The sequence below is a fragment of the Candidatus Desulfosporosinus nitrosoreducens genome (assembly GCF_030954495.1).
GTDB classification, from domain to species: Bacteria; Bacillota; Desulfitobacteriia; order Desulfitobacteriales; family Desulfitobacteriaceae; genus Desulfosporosinus; species Desulfosporosinus nitrosoreducens.
In genome coordinates, this window is the sequence record NZ_JAVHUW010000060.1 from 97284 (window position 1) to 113597 (window position 16314).

Consider the following 16314-nt stretch of genomic DNA (forward strand, 5'->3'; position numbering starts at 1 on the left):
CTTATTTAGAATTAGAGTTTCGATCCATCTAATGCAGTTCCGGATTTGTCAAGTTCATCTTGCTGCCAGAACACATATGGGTTAGCACGCGGGCGGAAAACTTGTTGTGGAACAGGAGGAATTTCACACTCACGCAGGAATTTGCTCATTCCTAAGCGATAAATTGTCTCACCAAGACGTTCGCGGGATTTGCCGTTTTCATCCCACCATTCCCAAACGCGACGGACGAGATCTTTGAACTCTTCGAAATCATTCTCCGGGTCCATCTTAATGAAGGGTACGATAACCCAAGACATGAAGGCTGATTGAACAATGGTTGATTTTCCGCCGAGTAAGATGGTAGCTCCCTTTTCCTTACCGGCTTTAATAGCTTTTGGCATCTTATTGATGCAGTGCATACAGCGGGTGCAGTCTTCAGCAACAATAGAAAGTTCTTGAGCTGCACTGTCATATTTCAGACATTTGGTTGGGCATTTATCACAAACTTGACCTTGGATGTCAAAGTTTTGCGCAGCATATTCTTTAACTGCAGCTTGATTAAACTGGATGGAATCACGCCAAGTTCCAATTACTGAAATGTCGGCGCGAGCAATTGCCCCAGTGCAGTCATTAGCACAGCCTGAGAATTTAATTTTACTCTTATATGGCCACATAGGGCGATGCAATTCATCCATGAATTCATTGGTTATATTATAGCAAGCTTCCAGCGTATCATAACAGGCATTCTCGCAACGGCCTGGTCCAACGCAGCAGTTTGTTGTTCTGAGGCAAGATCCGGATCCACCCAAGTCGAATCCAGCGTCACTGTACTCATCAAAGATCTTTTGAATATCTTCTGTTTTACAGCCAAGCAAAATTACGTCCCCGGTAGAACCATGCATGTTGGTTAAGCCGCTGCCATATTTTTCCCAAATATCACAAATTTTACGAAGTGTTTTCGTGTCATAAAAAAATCCAGATGGTTGGTTAATACGAACTGTGTGGAACTCAGCAACATGAGGATAGGTTTCCGGTTCGTCAACATAACGGCCGATAACTCCACCGCCATACCCTCTTACACCAACAATTCCCCCATGCTTCCAGTGTCCTCTGTGCTCTACATAGGATCTCTCCAAGACTTGGAGTAACTCGCCGGCAGATTCACTTTTTACTGCAGCTCGTTTCATTTCCGTCACAAAACTGGGCCATTTTCCTTTTTCTAACTCGTCCAGTAGCGGCGTTTTCTTTTCCGTCATTGCACACCCTCCGTCTTTTAATTTATGAGGTTTTTTACATTTCACTAATAGTGATAGCACCTGTCGGGCAAACAGAAATGCAGCTTTCACAACCCATACATTCTGATTCGTCGCCGATTACATGTGCTTTGTCATCACTAAAGCCAAGCAGGTGAGCTGGGCATCCTTCAGTACATGAATTGCAACCAGAGCACTGATCTTCGTCAATTGATACGATAAACACTAATTACACCTCCTTAACCTTAAAAAAGAGAAGTATCAAAAAAATGAACATTGTGAGGGAATTTGGGAGAAAATCTTCTTGTGTAAATTAACACTAGTTCATATTCTTAATTTAACACCTTGTATTCTATACGTACAATACATAATCACGATTGTACAATATACAAAACTAATTATAGTTTGTATTGCAAACTTTTTCTGAAATAAGCATTTTGAGAGGCAAACTTCGCAAAATAGCGGCAAAAAGAAAAACATATCAAGTATTACGCGCAGGCCAAGCAAAGGGAACATGCGTTCCTTCAACACTATAGACAGCTTGAGGCGCGTCACACTGAGCTAATTTAAATTGAAGCTGTCACTGTAACGACAATTAGTTTTAGTGGCTCATTCTATTTGAATTTATAATTATAGTGTAACATTTAATATTTAAAATTCAACTATAATATGGACCATTTCCTACCCTGAAAATGGCCCATAAACAAATTCTCATACTATTTTTATTCTAAAAATTCAAAGAAAGGCTTCTTCATGCTTACTAAGGCGTTGACCATAAGTTCAACTAAACCGCCATATTGGAGGTTATATTTTTCTGTAGCTTCATAATGCTCCAGAATTGCCCTCATAGCGCCTTTGCAGTTTGAACATGGAGCACAAATATATTTAGGCAGAGAAGTGTCTTCCATGACTCCTTTAAAAGCTCCGAGGATCTGGTTAAATTTCATTCGCGAAGCCACGTTATCTCTGAATTCAGGGAAATTATGGGAATTCATAATGGCGAAACCGCTGCCTCCGCCACAGCAATAGTTGTGCACTCCATGTGGAGTCATTTCTCTAAATTGAGGACATATTTCCATTAAAACATTTCTCTGTGGCTCAACAATCCCCATTTGACGAACTACATTACAAGGATCGTGCAGAGTTACTGGAAAATTATTGCGACTGGGGTCAAGCTTTAGGCGCTTAGTTCTCACTAAATCCCAAAGAAGCGGCAAACAACTTTCCACAGGGATCTTAGCGTCACCATAAGCCATACGATCGCCGACAATGATAGACGCCTTGTGAGCGTGACCACATTCTCCTACAACAATTCGGTTAACTCCAAATTCCTTCGCCACTTTCATTTGCGCTAAGGCTATTTGTTTGGCCTGGTAGTCATCATACCACAAACCGTAGTTGACGCTGTCATAGCCCATAATTTCGCTGCTAAGTGTCCAGTTTAGACCGGCCTCATTAAACAAAATTGCAAAAGCCACAGGATTTTCCGGCCAAGCAATGAATTCGCCGGCGTTATGCAAAACTAAGATATCCGCACCTTTTTTATCGATAGGAAACTTTAGCTTAATCCCAAACTTTTCTTCAGTATCTTCTTCCAAAAACTCAAGAGTGTCCAAAAAAGCCGGTTTGCTCAATCCGGTTGAAGAACCGGTTTTGAGTTGCAGCATGGTTCCTTTGTTATGCAGAGGGGTAGGAGCAATTCCCATTTCCTGACTGAAAATCTTACGAATCTCTTTGGCAAGAATTGAATTGTCCAATCCCAAGGGACATGTTTGAGCACAACGTCGACATAGGTTGCAGCGATAAGCCAATTCACCCAAACGAGCAATGGTTTCCCAATTCACGTCAATGTCAGCACCAACAAAATTGCCTAGCAATTTGCCGCTCTTGGTAAAATATTTCTTGACGATTTTGCGCAGAACCTCGGAACGGAAAATCGGACGGTAGAGTTCATGATTTCCGGTTGCCTTATAGATATGACATGCTTCCGAACAGGTATTGCATTTGGCACAATAATCAAAGGACAATATCAGGGGTTCCAACACACCATTGTTGGCATCCGTAAAAATTTTCTCCAAACCGTTGAGAAATTTCCGGACAAATTCGTCCTCTTCTTCTTTCGATTTTGGACGAGTCAGAGTATCAAGTCCAATATAACCGTCTAATGAAGTACAGTTTTTTTCTCTCCAGGCCGGCTTGGGGTCCGTAAGCGGGGGTTGCATACCGGGTTTATCATAAGGCGGCAACAACGGCATGAGATCATAAGTTTCTAACTTAATCAACTGCTCGTCCGGACGTCCCATATCCTTAGGACGCAAATCTTTTTGATTTAACATATAGCTCTCCTCTTTCCACAAAGTTCACTCTGGAATTCGATGCTATTCCTTAGGGGGGTTAGGTTTGGCAATATGCGGGGCAGACCAGGAGTGGGTCGGGCGATAAGCAGTAGCTTTTTTTACTTTCTGCTCTATTGCACTCCCTTTCAAGTTTGGACTATTGTCCCACAAAACCGTATGGAATGTAAAATACTTTCCAACGTAGTGACTCATCTTGCTGAGAGGAATATATGTCAGCATGATTGCGACTAAAATGAGGTGTAAGGTTAAAATACCACTGGCCGGAAACGAGGTAAAGGTCAAAAGGTTAGCGGTTACTTCGCGTGCAGCAGTAAAGGAGAAATCACTGCTCCAAGTAATAATTCCCGTAATGAGTGCGGCAAAAATGAGCAAGAGATTAAAATACTCCTGAGGAGTTGTGAATTTCTTGAGTGTATTGTCAAACATGCGGCGAAGAACTAATAAACCAGAGCCTAAGGTTGCTAAAATAAGTCCGAGGATACCGGTTATATAGGTTAAATAGAATACCAAAAGCCCCCAAGCATTCGTACCGTTCGCTGCGACAGCAACCCCGTTTAGTACGGTAATTGCTCCGGCGACTAACAATACTGTCCAGGCAATAATAAAATAAATCCCCAAATGAAGAGCATAAGAAAGCCACCAGAAAGGCCGCTGATTCTCAAACAGCGTTTTAATAAAGAGTATTTCTTTCAGCATTTCGACGATTTCCCGGCCATGGGAAACTTCATGAGGTTTACTCCACCAAGAAACCTCCTCATAGAAAGACCCTCCATGTTCATACCCTTTTTCCTTAGGCACAGGATAGAGTTCCATTCTGCCATGCATGGGCAATTGTGAAAACTGATAGGCCTTATAAGCGGAAATTCCGAGAAAAAGGAGTATGGACAAATATGCAATAATACTTAGAAACAAAACCGTCAACCTCCTTTGTTATTATTATCACGTTTAGTGTATGTGAGTTACTATAGCTTGTAAAATTATCATTTTTTATCTCACCATATCATAATATGATTGTATCTTAACCACGTACATATCTAATTTTTAATTCAAAAAAAGCGTAATGGTCTGATATTTCTTAATAATATCAACACCTTTAGGGAAATATTATATTCTGCTTTTACTAATTGACTTTTTCGTATAACATATACTAAATACTTATTAAAAACCTATAATTTCAAGGAGGAAACACAATGAAAGCTCTAATTACATTAACCACCAGCGAGTCAAAACGCCTAATTGCCAAAGGCGTCAAGGGAATGTCCTGCGTGCAAAACGCTTTACAAAGGCATACTGTTATTGTAGCGGGAGGTACGACAAACGCTTTCGTCGCGGAGGAACTGCTCGGAATTACCATCGAAGATAAGACAGGCTACACTATGGGCATCGTCACCCAAGGAGAATTGGGGGTAAGCCGTTCAACAAAGAAAAAATCTCCCTATGTTATTGTTGCAGGAAATGTCGTTGAAACACCTTGGAAAGATTATCTTCCGCAATTGAAGACTGGTGATGTCTTCATTAAAGGTGGAAACGCTTTAGACCATACCGGCTTAACAGCAGTAACAGTCTCGGATTCCGTCGGCGGAACCATTGGGGCCGCTCAAGGAGTTTTATATGCTCGCGGCGTAAAACTTATCGTTCCCATCGGTCTCGAAAAGATGATTCCTGATGTTCGCCAAGCTGTTGAATTTATGACGAAATCTCCTCTCGACGAATCCATGGGACACAAAGTCGGACTTATCCCCATGCTGGGAGCAATTCCTGTCACTGAGCTGACAGCATTAGAAACTTTATATGACGTTGAAGCTCGTTGTATTGCCGCAGGAGGAGTTGATGGCTCAGAGGGAGCCGTTATCATCGCCATTGAAGGACTTGATGAAGAAATACAACGTGCCCTCCGGGATATTCAGGCTTTAAAAGGTGAGCCCCCTGTTTCTGTGCAATAATAAGATCTTTTTCTCATGCTGTCTGATAGTATGTAACGAAGTTATAGTTTCTGGCATTACAAAACGAGGATTATTCTCTAAACTTTGGAGAATAATCCTCGAATTTTAAGTTCCATCTAAAAATTAATTCAGATGGAACTATTATGCTTTTCAAGCGGGGCTTAGAGTAAATAGCTTATGCTTTAAATTTCTTTGTTTTCTCTTGGCGGCCTGGGGCCAAAAAATTGATAGTAGTGGCATTCTAAGCGACCGTTGTACAATTTTCTGCTTTTATCCCAACGTCGTCCTATAAAGCGTTCAGGAAATTGTTGCGTGGTGAGAAGATGCAGAGACCAGTTTTCCAGACGTTTAAAAGTTTCACCTAATTCCGTATAAAGCCCTTCCACGTCTTTTGTCTCCCCGAGGCGTTCTCCATAAGGTGGATTAGCGATTAAATGTCCAAAATTGAATCGGGATCTTACCTCTGCCACAGGTAAGCGCTGAAAATGGATAATATCCTCAACACCCGCTTCCAGGGCATGTGTCCGGGCCAAGGACAAAGCTTTAGGATCAATGTCCGAACCATATATATGCAGGCTTGCATTATTCTCTTGAAGATCGAGGGCTTCCTGCCAAGCCTCCTGCCAGTGATCTTTGGGAATTCGGGGCCATTTCTCGGCAGCAAAACTGCGTTTGAGACCGGGGGCCCGATTCTGAGCAATTAAAGCCGCTTCTATGGGAATCGTTCCTGTCCCACAAAAGGGATCTAATAAAGTGCGGTCCTTATGCCAACGACTTAGCTGAATCATTGCCGCTGCCAAAGTTTCTTTTAGCGGAGCTTGTCCCGCCAGTTTCCGGTAGCCACGTTTATGCAGCCCGGGCCCTGAAGTATCAATGGTTAAAGTCGCCTGGTTATTTAAGAGGGCGACCTCAACTTGATAGCGAGGTCCACTCTCCTCAAACCAATCTTGATGATATTTTTCTTTTAAACGTTCAACAATTGCCTTTTTAACAATTGCTTGGCAATCTGATACGCTAAATAACTTTGATTTAATAGATTTTCCCTGCACGGGAAAGTTAGCATCTTTAGGAAGCCAATCCTCCCAGGGCAATTTTTTAGTCTCCTGAAAGAGTTCTTCAAAGGTTAACGCCTGGAATGATCCCATTTTTAACAAAACACGGTCTGAGCTTCGCAGCCAAAGGTTGGATCGGCAAATACCCAACTCATCCGCTGAAAAATTTACTTTCCCGTTCTCTACGCTTTGCTCAAAGTATCCCAGTGCTTTCAATTCTCGCGCTACGATAGATTCTAAACCAAAAGCAGCTGTTGCAATTAACTGAATGTTTGCCATCCGGATTCCAACCCCTCAATGTTTACCATCTAACTTGCGTATGGAAAGGAACACTATTTAGTGTGCTTTTGCATAAAATAGCAAGTTGATTAAATAAGTTGTATTTTTCTATCTTTAATAGAAAACACTGGGAACAAATGTTCTTACGTTAGGAATTCATGCGGAATTTAGAGGGCGGTATCCACACTTTTGATGCCTTCTTTTATTTTTCGAGATATTTCTTCCATAAACTCTTGGAACTTTGTATTGGCATCATTCGATCTGAAAACTTGAGAATTTTTCAAACACTCATTTTCCATAGTCTGCATCGTTTCTTTTTCCCCACTTGTTAATTCTTCCCCCGCTAATTTTTTCCGATACTGCTCTTGCTTTAACTTCTGCAGATCTTCGATTAATTTCCGGGCCTCGGGATTATGTAAAAGCTCATATTCCATTTTTTTAAAGTTTTTATAAATGTCCGTTTGCGCGATTAATGTTCCAAGCTCGATACCTTTTTGCATGATTTGTTCAATTTGGTCCATTATAAATAAAGCCTCCTATAAAAATATAATTTCCTACTAATTTCTATTAGCTAGTCTAGCCAACAAAATTACTTTTAACTCTCCGGAAGCGAATGCCCGCTCTTAACTTATTCTTTGATGACTGGCCCTGAAACTTTTGCCGTCACTATATCCCTTAGCATAGGCGGACTGGCTGACAGAGCCTTGGCTTAAGGAATGGGCTGAAGATCTTCCCCGTTCCAGACCCAAATTTTTATAAGCCGCAATAACTACAGCATCCTTAGCTAGAACTAACCCCCAGCCCTCTTTCGTTATTTGCTCCGTGTATTGTGAATCTAAGCCTGAAATCCACCCTTCTACATAGTTATTGCGCATTCCTCTTTGCAAAGATATATCGGGCCTAGATCCATGCTGGGACAAAAATTCCCGGCGATACGTCTTCATATATTGATTTGCCCCAACCCGGATTAAATCAGTGGCAAAGGCAAATACTTCCAAGGCGATTGCCACATCGTCCTTAAGCCCAATAAATACCAGCCTCGTATACCCATCACATTTATTCAGATAAGAGTAACAGCGAAAATTTTGTCCAATAACCTTACCCAGACGTTTTTTCCACCAGGACAATTTTTCAAAATCTGTAGCATAATTATCCAGCACTTCTTTCGGGGGGAGACCATCGCTTGGCTCTCTAAACTCAACCTCTTCAAGCCCGTATTCGGCCATAATCCGCTGGGCCGTTAAAAGAGCGGTCTGAGCCTCGTTGCTCTTGGGGTCCCCACCGTTACGCGCTAAATTCAGCAACGCCCGTATCTTATGAACTATCTTCTCCTGATCCCTACTCAACCTCTGAACCTCTCTTCCTCCAAAAGAACATTTCTCAAGCGAACAGGCCGGCTCAAAAGACTTCTGAACAATCTGCTTTGAAAATTAATTCGCCGTATATATTTCTGAAAAATGGAGGGTGAATTCCTAAGAATTAGCGTAAATAGCGATGATTTTCAGGATAACGTCAACTGCTTTTTCCATGGCGAAGGTCGGTACAAATTCAAACTTACTGTGGAAGTTATGCCCTCCTGCAAAAATATTTGGAGTCGGTAAGCCCATAAAAGAAAGTCTGGCCCCGTCTGTTCCGCCGCGAATAGGGCGGACATCCGGTATAACCCCCACTTCTTTCATCGCCTTTTCCGCACTATCAACGATATGCTTTACGGGCTCAATCTTCTCCTTCATATTAAAGTATTGATCTTTAACTTCCGCTACAAATGTCCCAGACCCATGCTTTTCATTAAGATTGGCCGCAATCCGGTACAAGTTGTCTTTTCTTCTTTCAAAAGAGGTCCTGTCAAAGTCACGAATAATATAAGTAAGCAGCGTTTCTTCCTCATTCCCCTGAATATCCTTCAAATGGTAAAATCCTTCATAACCGTCCGTATTTGCGGGGGTTTCGGCTTTAGGAAGCTGCTCAATAAATACCTGGGACAATAAAATGGAGTTAATCATTTTGCCCTTGGCATATCCGGGGTGAACATTGCGCCCTTGAATCTTAATTTTAGCTTCCGCGGCATTAAAATTTTCATATTCTAGTTCTCCGATAGGGCCGCCATCAATAGTATAGGCAAAATCTGCACCAAATTTCTGAATATCAAAGAGATCCGCTCCCCTGCCAACCTCTTCATTTGGTGTAAACGCAATACATAACTTTCCATGGAGAATGTCCCGATGACTCTGAAGATAATCCAAGGCAGTCATTATCTCGGCAATTCCCGCTTTGTCATCGGCACCTAATAAAGTGGTCCCGTCTGTGGCAATTAAAGTTTTTCCCTGATAATTTAACAGCTCGGGAAAATCGCGCGGAGATAGCACAATATTTTTATCATGATTAAGGACAATCTCCCCGCCATCGTAATTCTCAATAAGCTTTGGTTTTACATCCTTGCCGCTCATATCCGGACTTGTATCCAAATGAGCCATAAAACCTAAAGAAGGGACTGGCTTATTCATATTGGCAGGCAGGCAAGCTAAGACATAGCCATTTTCGTCCCTGGAAATATCCTCTAATTCCAAGGCTTGCAGTTCCTCAACAAGGAGCTTGGCTAACTCAATTTGCCCCGGCGTCGTATTTACAATTATTTCTTCACTGGACTGAGTATCGTATTTAACATACTGTAAAAATCTCTCCGTAACCGTTTTCATCCTGAATCCCCCATTATAAATTGTTGTCCTACGTCTCTAACTATAGCGATTTGAAACTGTGATTGCAATCAATCCTGTCATTTAATTTTAAATTTATGAATTAAGCCCCAAACTAAAAGTTTGAGGCCCAAGAATTAAACATCGGCATCCAGAGTGTTCTTTATTTCTTTCTCCTTTTTCTGTTCTTGCTTAAATTCTGCGCTTCGTGAATCGTACTTGGCGCTCGCGCGTCCCTTCGCTCGTTTTTGGTTTTCACCTGACTTTTTCATCGTTACCTCCCTGCTCTCGACAAACAAATTTTCATGTCTAGTATGTTACACGGGTCTTGATATCATGTAGCTCAATTCGACTGTCACCTTTTTTTTTAACCATAATATGATGCTGAAGGAGGAACATAATTTCACCCGAAAGAGATGATTACATGAATTATAAGCTGCCCGAGTCTGATTACAGACATCTTGTTGTCGGCACGGATACTAAAATCCCCTTGGCGAATGGCCAATGGGTAACTTGCATCAACTTCGACAATGCTGCTTCAACCCCACCTTTGCTCTCCGTCCTGGAGGAAATCAATCAGTTCTCTCTTCTGTATTCCTCCATCCATCGCGGCACGGGATATAAATCACAATATTCCTCCCAGCTCTACGAAGAAGCGAGATCAATTGTCCTCAAATTCGTAAATGCCGACCCCGTCAATGACACGGCTATTTTTGTCAAAAACACAACTGAAGCCATCAATAAATTATCCTATCGTCTCCAGGAAGAAACCCGAAGAGATGTGATTTTATCCACCTGGATGGAACACCATTCCAATGATTTACCCTGGAGAAAGAAATTTCATGTTGATTATGTCCAAGTGAATCCTCAGGGAAAACTAAACCTGGAAGATCTCGAACGCAAATTAATCCATTATAAAGGAAAGGTAAAACTTGTCACAGTAACGGGGGCTTCAAATGTTACAGGCTATCTGAACCCAATACATAAGATTGCCGAACTGGCCCATCGTTATCATGCTAAAATTCTTGTTGATGGTGCTCAAATGGTACCACATACCATGGTCAATATGAGACCTCCAAATCCCCTGCAACATATAGATTACCTGGCTTTTTCCGCCCATAAAATGTACGCGCCTTTCGGAACCGGAGTGCTTATCGGTCCTCGCGAAACCTTCCGGCAAGGGGTCTCGGAGCTGGTAGGAGGAGGCACGGCCGAAGTGGTGACTCATAATTGGGTCCTCTGGAATGACCCGCCTCATAAAGATGAGGCCGGTTCCCCGAATGTCATGGGAGTAGTGGCCCTGATGGCGGCCATCAAAACCCTCACTGCTCTTGGCATGAGAAAAATCGACCACTATGAATCTCAACTTGCAGAGTATGCCTATTCGGGGTTGAAGTCGCTACCCGGCATTACTCTTTATTCCCATTTTAGTCCGGGTGAACGGCGCATAGGGGTTATCCCCTTCAACGTCAGAGGCATATACCACGAACAGGTCGCCTCAATTCTCTCTCAGGCAGCCGGCATTGCCGTCAGGACGGGTTGCTTTTGTACCCAACCTTATATCCAAAAATTATTGTCTATTTCTTCTAAGCAAATGGAGTTTTACAGGAAAAACGGAAATTTCCCCCGACCCGGCGTCGTCAGGGTAAGCTTCGGTTTATATAATAATTTTAACGAGATAAATATTCTGCTGGAAACCCTGGAGCAAATCATCAGACATCCAACAACTGTATCCCCGAAATGTTATACAATTTGAATTTTTACTTATACTAAACCGGGATAACAATTTAAGGGGGATAAACGTTGGATAAGAAGATGAATATTCTCATGTTCAGCGGCGACTACGACAAAGCTCTGGCCGCTCTCATCCTGGCAAATACCGCAAGAGAATTAGACGTCAATGTGAGCATGTTTTTTGCTTTCTGGGGCTTATTTTTGGTGCGGGATCCTGCCCAGGTGTCTGCTGAAGATAAAACAACCTTTGAAAAAATGTTTGGTATGGTCACTCCCAAAGGGCCTGAGGAATTACCTCTTTCCCGAATGAACATGGCGGGTTTAGGCAAGCAAATGCTTTTAGAGATGATGGACGATGATCAAACGCCCAGTTTAACCGACTTTCTCAACGGCGCCCGCAAAAAAGGAGTAACATTTTACGGCTGTAAATTATCTGTTGATGTCATGGGCTTTAAAAAAGAAGAATTATTGCCCGAAGTTCAAATTATAACAGCCAAAGAATACTTAAAGGATGCCTTAGACTCAGATATGCAGCTTTTTATTTAGGGATAATCCCCAAGGCTTGTTTGGCTAGCCGGTCGGCATAATCATTAAATAAATTTCCGCTGTGACCGGCTACCTTTTCAAAACTATATAGACCTTGGTGCTCTTTCATAAAAGCAACATAAGCTTGGGTAAATTTGTTCTTGGCTTGCCAGTCACCGCTAACCCAATGGGAAATGCCCGAATAATCATGAAAAATTCTTACCCGCGCCTCTAAGCTCTTGGCTTTTTTTACGGCCTGAATAACTGCCGCGATTTCCCCGGCTACATTTCTCATGACGGCGGCTTCAGAATCTTCTCCAACTCCCTTGCCTTCAAAAACGATTTGCCCTTCTTTGACAAATACGTAGCCATAAGAATACTTTCCATCCCGATAACTGCCATCCGTATAAATTTCATAATCATAATCTTTGGCAGATTGAGCCAATTCAGCTCCGTGATCTTCTGAAAAGGGGCCTTTTGTCCCTGGGTTTTCCCTGCCGCTTTCCCAAGCAAGAGCTTCAGCTTTCGTCTCAAATCCTTTATAAACCGCTCCTTTGTATCCTTTGACAGCTGCCTGACATTCCGGCCAATTATTAAAAAGGCCTCTGGTATACCCTTCCTTGACAACATAATAATTTTTTTTCCCCAAAGCTGCCTACTCCCCTATTCATAATTTAGAGCTTGTTTTTAATTGCTACTCACCATTATAAACCTTGGGCTATAGAAACAAAACAACATCTCAAGAACCGTTCCCAAGGCAGAGTCTCTTACATACTATTAACTACACAGAATAATCCAAATAGTATACGTAATAGAGAAGGATAATTCAATTCTCTGTTGAACTCCTTATTATTGGCAGCTCCATAAAATACTTAAGTATCCTAGCTCAAAGGGGGAGAAACCATGGAAACTTATCGGGTGAAGGTTGGAGCAGAAGGGGAAATTATTTTACCCTCAGAATTGCAAAAGCTCTTTGGTTTAGCTGCAGAGGACAGCTTAGATTTGTGTGTCGACTCGGAAGGCAAAGTTTTCGTACGAACTGCCGAACGTTCTGTCGGACCCCTTTCTGATTTCTTCGAGGATTTAATTATCGGAGAACTACATGGTGCCGGGTGTAGCGGAGATGAACTCAAAAGCAAGCTGTTAGAACGCAAATTAAAGTTAAGTACAGTCCTTGACCGGATGTCGGAGGAAGCTCATAGAGCGCATAAAAACGCTCAATCCGTCAAGTGGCGGAAAGCTCAGACTCTTGCCTCATTTAATCAGGAGAAAGAAATCCAGGGATCTTATAACCTTGTTCTTACTACCCGCAGTATCCATGATTTAGCTGTTCTTCAGGAAAAGGAACTTCAAGAAATTCCGGCTGTCTTTAGCCGCCTAGAGCAAGATCCTTTAGCTTTCAAACGCTTAAAAGGGCCCTATTATGAAACATATCGAGTCTCTTTTAGGAGCGGGTCAAAAGAATATCGGGTCGTCTATACAATCTTTACTCAAGAAAGCCTAATCGTTGTACTGACCGTCGGAGCACGCGAGGCAATCTATGCGAATCTCAATGGCATCGCCTAGAAATGCACTTCTCGGTATCAATTAAAGTTGCTTTTAACGGGAGACAAGCCACCAGGCTTGTCTCATCCCTATATTTCCTCCTTTAAATCAGAGAAATAAAATCAATTTCTATCTTGACAAAAATACAAAGGTACCTTTATTATGAATTTATAAAGGTACCTTTGTATTGGAGATGAAGGTAAAGTAGAGCCATGGCTAAGAGTAATTTAGATTGATTTGAACAATTTGTCCGCTTGAATGGTTGCTGCACCGTTATCACCGGCAAAATCACAGACCCAGAGTCCCTTAGGCGACCTGCCGCCGGAGGTAAGCTCAGGTATTAGGTCGCTAAAGCTAAGACCCGACATAAGTCAGAAGGAACTCTCTGGTGAATCCTTCAAACTCTGATTGGCTTAGTATCCAAACTATCATTGTTATGGTATATTTGAAGTTAGCCCAATAACTGACATCTACTCCAAGCCGTTTCCGGCAGAACGTTTGGGGCAACCTTAAGAGCGGTATCCTCAACGCGGCGTTACTTACGATTTCAGGCAAGTTGACTACTGACTTTCCGGCAACTTTACCTAGTTGGTAACAGCCCACTTATTTGCTATTTACATTAGAAGAAAGAGGTTTTATCGTGCCAAACATCAGAGAACATCCCAACATCAGATGGTTTATACTACTGACTGTTTCAGTTGGAACCTTTATGTCCACTCTTGATTCAAGTATCGTAAATGTAGCTTTACCTACTATATCAAGTGCTTTTAAAACGGATCTTGAGACGTTGCAGTGGGTTGTTACGGCTTACCTGCTTACTATATCAAGTCTCTTGCCAATATTCGGTCGATTAGCCGATATATTGGGCCGCAAACGTGTTTTTTCAACAGGATTTATCATCTTCACCATCGGTTCGGCTCTTTGCGGCCTCTCAACGAATGTTTTTATGTTGATCGGCTTTCGCGTTTTTCAAGCAATCGGTGCGTCGATGCTTATGGCCAATTCCCAAGCCATCACTGTCTCAGCCTTCCCGGCTTCTGAACGCGGACGGGCACTTGGCTTAACGGGAACTACCGTCGCTCTTGGTTCACTGACGGGGCCTGCGCTGGGCGGTTTAATAGTAGGGTTGATCGGCTGGAAATATATTTTCTATATTAACGTACCTATCGGTATTATCGGTTTTATTGTTTCGCAAATTATTTTGCCTAATGACAAGCGAAGTACAGGTCGAGAGCCCTTTGATTTTTCTGGTGCTTTCCTCTTTTCCGTAGGAATGGTTGCTCTGCTTTTTGCCATTAATAACGGCGAAGACTACGGCTGGTCCTCAACTCCTATTCTATTAGGGATCATAGCCGGTTTGATTCTCCTCATCGCTTTCTACGTTGTCGAGCAAAAAGTCAAAGTTCCCATGATTAACCTGTCACTTTATAAAATCAAACCATTTGCCATCGGAAATATTTCAGGTTTTCTCTCCTTCGTTTCAACATTTTGTAATACTATGCTTTTGCCCTTTGTTCTCCAGCACTCTTTTAATTGGACACCCGAAACAATAGGCCTTCTCATGACATCATATCCGGTTGTCATGGCGATTTTCGCCCCAACAAGCGGTTATCTCTCCGATAAAATCGGACCTGTTTTTTTAACTACCGGCGGCCTGGTAATCAATGCCTTAGGTATGTTTTTTCTGGCAACAATTGGTATCCATTCGCTCTTCTGGTACATTATGATTGGGCCTATTCTAATGGGAATCGGTACAGGAATGTTTCAGTCTCCAAACAACAGCAGCGTTATGGGAGCTGTTCCCAAAACCATGTTGTCCACGGCTGGAGGTTTGAATGCTTTAGTTCGTAATCTGGGCATGGTCGTTGGCACGACGCTGGCCGTTTCCGTTTTTGACGGAAAACAAACTAGAATACTGGCTGGATTGACTCAGCCAACAATTACTCAGCAAGTTAACGCCTCTCTTTCTGCTTACCACACGGTCATGATTATCGGTGGTGTAATCTCGCTGGCTGCGTCGCTTCTTTCAATAAGCCGCAAAGGCTATCTTTCAAGTGATCTCAATAAAGGAAACCCGTCATCTTGAATTAAACTCAAAACAAATGATGATGTATTATTATTTGTCGTCGATGCTAAAAGCCAGGGCTTGAGCCCTGGCTTTTTCTTTCATTTTACAGTTATGCGTCGACCGATTTAGCGGCTAAGATCGTTGCGGGGGAATCCGGAGTCCAGGGTTCTTTTTCAAAGTTCCCCCATTGTTCCGTCATTTTCCAGCCGGTTTCCTCAAAGGCTTTCCTTAATTCGGAACAGGTCACAGGATACAAACGATTAACACCGGATACTTCCTCTCCGGAGTCCGAAAACAGAATTTTCGTAGTGAAATCCAAGCCGCCGTCCGAGCAAAAGGTGTAGAAGCGCTGGAACGTTAGGCTGGGAGTTTTGATCACAGGCAATTCCTTGATTTGCTTGGCGATAATCCGGTCATAGTTCACAGTTTGTACCAGGACATGAGCTGCTTTCAAGCGAAACTGAGTTAAAACCTGTTTTAATTCAGTTTCGCCCGATACATGAGCCAGGGTGTTTCCCAAGCAAACAATCCCGTCAAATTCCACCTCCATGCCACTGAGGTTACGCATATCGGCGACAGAAAACATGGCAGGACTGCCCACAGCTTGGGCTTTTTTTCTGGCTATTTCAATCATTTCAGTACTCAAATCCACACCGTGTGCTGCAATGCCCCCCTGAGCCAGTACTGTAGCCAGAGAACCAGTTCCGCACCCAACATCAAGGACCGAATTAAGAGCTTCTTGCTTTAAGTAATTTCGGATAAATGTCTCTTGCGCTTTCTTCAAAGGGAAAATTTCATCGTAGTATTTGGCTAAACTTTGATAAAACTCCAAACCCTATCCTCTCCTTTTCTCTAAAAGCGGGATTAACCTTTCCCGCTTCTTTTT

16 protein-coding genes are annotated in these 16314 nt (G+C 42.5%); 5 read left to right on the forward strand and 11 right to left on the reverse strand.

The genetic code is table 11. The features are described 5' to 3' along the window. Positions 1 to 11 precede the first annotated feature (11 nt). From dsrA to REC12_RS15110, 4 genes are all read right to left on the reverse strand, one after another. Positions 12 to 1235, reverse strand: a complete 1224-nt coding sequence (gene dsrA, locus REC12_RS15095; protein ID WP_308895865.1) for a dissimilatory-type sulfite reductase subunit alpha — start codon at positions 1233 to 1235, stop codon at positions 12 to 14. A 34-nt stretch (positions 1236 to 1269) separates the two neighbouring features. Next, positions 1270 to 1458, reverse strand: a complete 189-nt coding sequence (locus tag REC12_RS15100; protein ID WP_308895867.1) for an ATP-binding protein — start codon at positions 1456 to 1458, stop codon at positions 1270 to 1272. 496 nt (positions 1459 to 1954) lie between these two features. Then, on the reverse strand, positions 1955 to 3568 hold the full coding sequence (locus REC12_RS15105) for a (Fe-S)-binding protein (RefSeq protein ID WP_308895868.1): 1614 nt from the start codon (positions 3566 to 3568) through the stop codon (positions 1955 to 1957). A gap of 42 nt (positions 3569 to 3610) precedes the next feature. After that, positions 3611 to 4501, reverse strand: coding sequence for a respiratory nitrate reductase subunit gamma (locus tag REC12_RS15110; RefSeq protein ID WP_308895870.1), 891 nt, complete (start codon positions 4499 to 4501; stop codon positions 3611 to 3613). Positions 4502 to 4779: 278 nt separating this feature from the next. Here REC12_RS15110 and REC12_RS15115 point away from each other — a divergent pair, with 278 nt between their 5' ends. Beyond that, entirely contained in the window at positions 4780 to 5532 is a 753-nt protein-coding gene (locus REC12_RS15115) for a hypothetical protein (protein ID WP_308895871.1), read from the forward strand. A 182-nt stretch (positions 5533 to 5714) separates the two neighbouring features. Here REC12_RS15115 and REC12_RS15120 read toward each other — a convergent pair whose 3' ends face one another. The 5 genes from REC12_RS15120 to REC12_RS15140 form a co-directional block, all read right to left on the reverse strand. After that, positions 5715 to 6863, reverse strand: coding sequence for a THUMP domain-containing class I SAM-dependent RNA methyltransferase (locus REC12_RS15120; RefSeq protein ID WP_308895873.1), 1149 nt, complete (start codon positions 6861 to 6863; stop codon positions 5715 to 5717). A gap of 167 nt (positions 6864 to 7030) precedes the next feature. Continuing rightward, positions 7031 to 7384 (reverse strand): YlbF/YmcA family competence regulator, encoded by a 354-nt coding sequence (locus REC12_RS15125; RefSeq protein WP_308895875.1) that lies wholly within the window; start codon positions 7382 to 7384, stop codon positions 7031 to 7033. A gap of 102 nt (positions 7385 to 7486) precedes the next feature. Further along, positions 7487 to 8209 carry a DUF2786 domain-containing protein gene (locus REC12_RS15130; RefSeq protein ID WP_308895877.1) on the reverse strand — a complete coding sequence of 241 codons (723 nt, stop codon included), beginning with the start codon at positions 8207 to 8209 and terminating at the stop codon, positions 7487 to 7489. Positions 8210 to 8335: 126 nt separating this feature from the next. Beyond that, positions 8336 to 9559, reverse strand: coding sequence for a peptidase T (gene pepT, locus REC12_RS15135; protein WP_308895879.1), 1224 nt, complete (start codon positions 9557 to 9559; stop codon positions 8336 to 8338). 134 nt (positions 9560 to 9693) lie between these two features. Next, a complete protein-coding gene (locus tag REC12_RS15140) occupies positions 9694 to 9828 on the reverse strand; it encodes a hypothetical protein (protein WP_308895881.1) in 135 nt (44 codons plus the stop codon). 152 nt (positions 9829 to 9980) lie between these two features. On the opposite strand from REC12_RS15140, the gene REC12_RS15145 reads away from it, so the two are divergent. Beyond that, positions 9981 to 11312 carry an aminotransferase class V-fold PLP-dependent enzyme gene (locus REC12_RS15145; RefSeq protein WP_308895882.1) on the forward strand — a complete coding sequence of 444 codons (1332 nt, stop codon included), beginning with the start codon at positions 9981 to 9983 and terminating at the stop codon, positions 11310 to 11312. A gap of 47 nt (positions 11313 to 11359) precedes the next feature. Further along, the gene (locus tag REC12_RS15150; protein ID WP_308895883.1) at positions 11360 to 11836 is read left to right on the forward strand and encodes a DsrE/DsrF/DrsH-like family protein; all 477 of its coding nucleotides are present in this window, start codon (positions 11360 to 11362) and stop codon (positions 11834 to 11836) included. Here the strand turns inward: REC12_RS15150 and REC12_RS15155 are convergent. Beyond that, positions 11829 to 12464, reverse strand: a complete 636-nt coding sequence (locus tag REC12_RS15155; RefSeq protein WP_308895885.1) for a ribonuclease H1 domain-containing protein — start codon at positions 12462 to 12464, stop codon at positions 11829 to 11831. The two genes, REC12_RS15150 and REC12_RS15155, sit on opposite strands and share 8 nt — an antisense overlap. Before the next feature lie 254 nt (positions 12465 to 12718). Between REC12_RS15155 and REC12_RS15160 the strand changes: the two genes are divergently transcribed. Together REC12_RS15160 and REC12_RS15165 are read left to right on the forward strand one after the other, a co-directional pair. Further along, on the forward strand, positions 12719 to 13381 hold the full coding sequence (locus REC12_RS15160; protein WP_308895886.1) for a type II toxin-antitoxin system RelE/ParE family toxin: 663 nt from the start codon (positions 12719 to 12721) through the stop codon (positions 13379 to 13381). A 619-nt stretch (positions 13382 to 14000) separates the two neighbouring features. Beyond that, positions 14001 to 15446 carry an MFS transporter gene (locus REC12_RS15165; protein ID WP_308895888.1) on the forward strand — a complete coding sequence of 482 codons (1446 nt, stop codon included), beginning with the start codon at positions 14001 to 14003 and terminating at the stop codon, positions 15444 to 15446. Between the two features lie 91 nt (positions 15447 to 15537). On the opposite strand, the gene REC12_RS15170 is transcribed toward REC12_RS15165, so the two are convergent. Further along, positions 15538 to 16260, reverse strand: a complete 723-nt coding sequence (locus tag REC12_RS15170; RefSeq protein WP_308895890.1) for a class I SAM-dependent methyltransferase — start codon at positions 16258 to 16260, stop codon at positions 15538 to 15540. Between the last annotated feature and the right edge of the window lie 54 nt (positions 16261 to 16314).

Coding starts and splice junctions, on each gene's coding strand:
- REC12_RS15140 (WP_308895881.1), bottom strand. CDS start 9,828: ATGAAAAAGTCAGGTGAAAACCAAAAACGAGCGAAGGGACGCGCGAGC.
- REC12_RS15115 (WP_308895871.1), top strand. CDS start 4,780: ATGAAAGCTCTAATTACATTAACCACCAGCGAGTCAAAACGCCTAATT.
- pepT (WP_308895879.1), bottom strand. CDS start 9,559: ATGAAAACGGTTACGGAGAGATTTTTACAGTATGTTAAATACGATACT.
- dsrA (WP_308895865.1), bottom strand. CDS start 1,235: ATGACGGAAAAGAAAACGCCGCTACTGGACGAGTTAGAAAAAGGAAAA.
- REC12_RS15105 (WP_308895868.1), bottom strand. CDS start 3,568: ATGTTAAATCAAAAAGATTTGCGTCCTAAGGATATGGGACGTCCGGAC.
- REC12_RS15145 (WP_308895882.1), top strand. CDS start 9,981: ATGAATTATAAGCTGCCCGAGTCTGATTACAGACATCTTGTTGTCGGC.
- REC12_RS15160 (WP_308895886.1), top strand. CDS start 12,719: ATGGAAACTTATCGGGTGAAGGTTGGAGCAGAAGGGGAAATTATTTTA.
- REC12_RS15125 (WP_308895875.1), bottom strand. CDS start 7,384: ATGGACCAAATTGAACAAATCATGCAAAAAGGTATCGAGCTTGGAACA.
- REC12_RS15120 (WP_308895873.1), bottom strand. CDS start 6,863: ATGGCAAACATTCAGTTAATTGCAACAGCTGCTTTTGGTTTAGAATCT.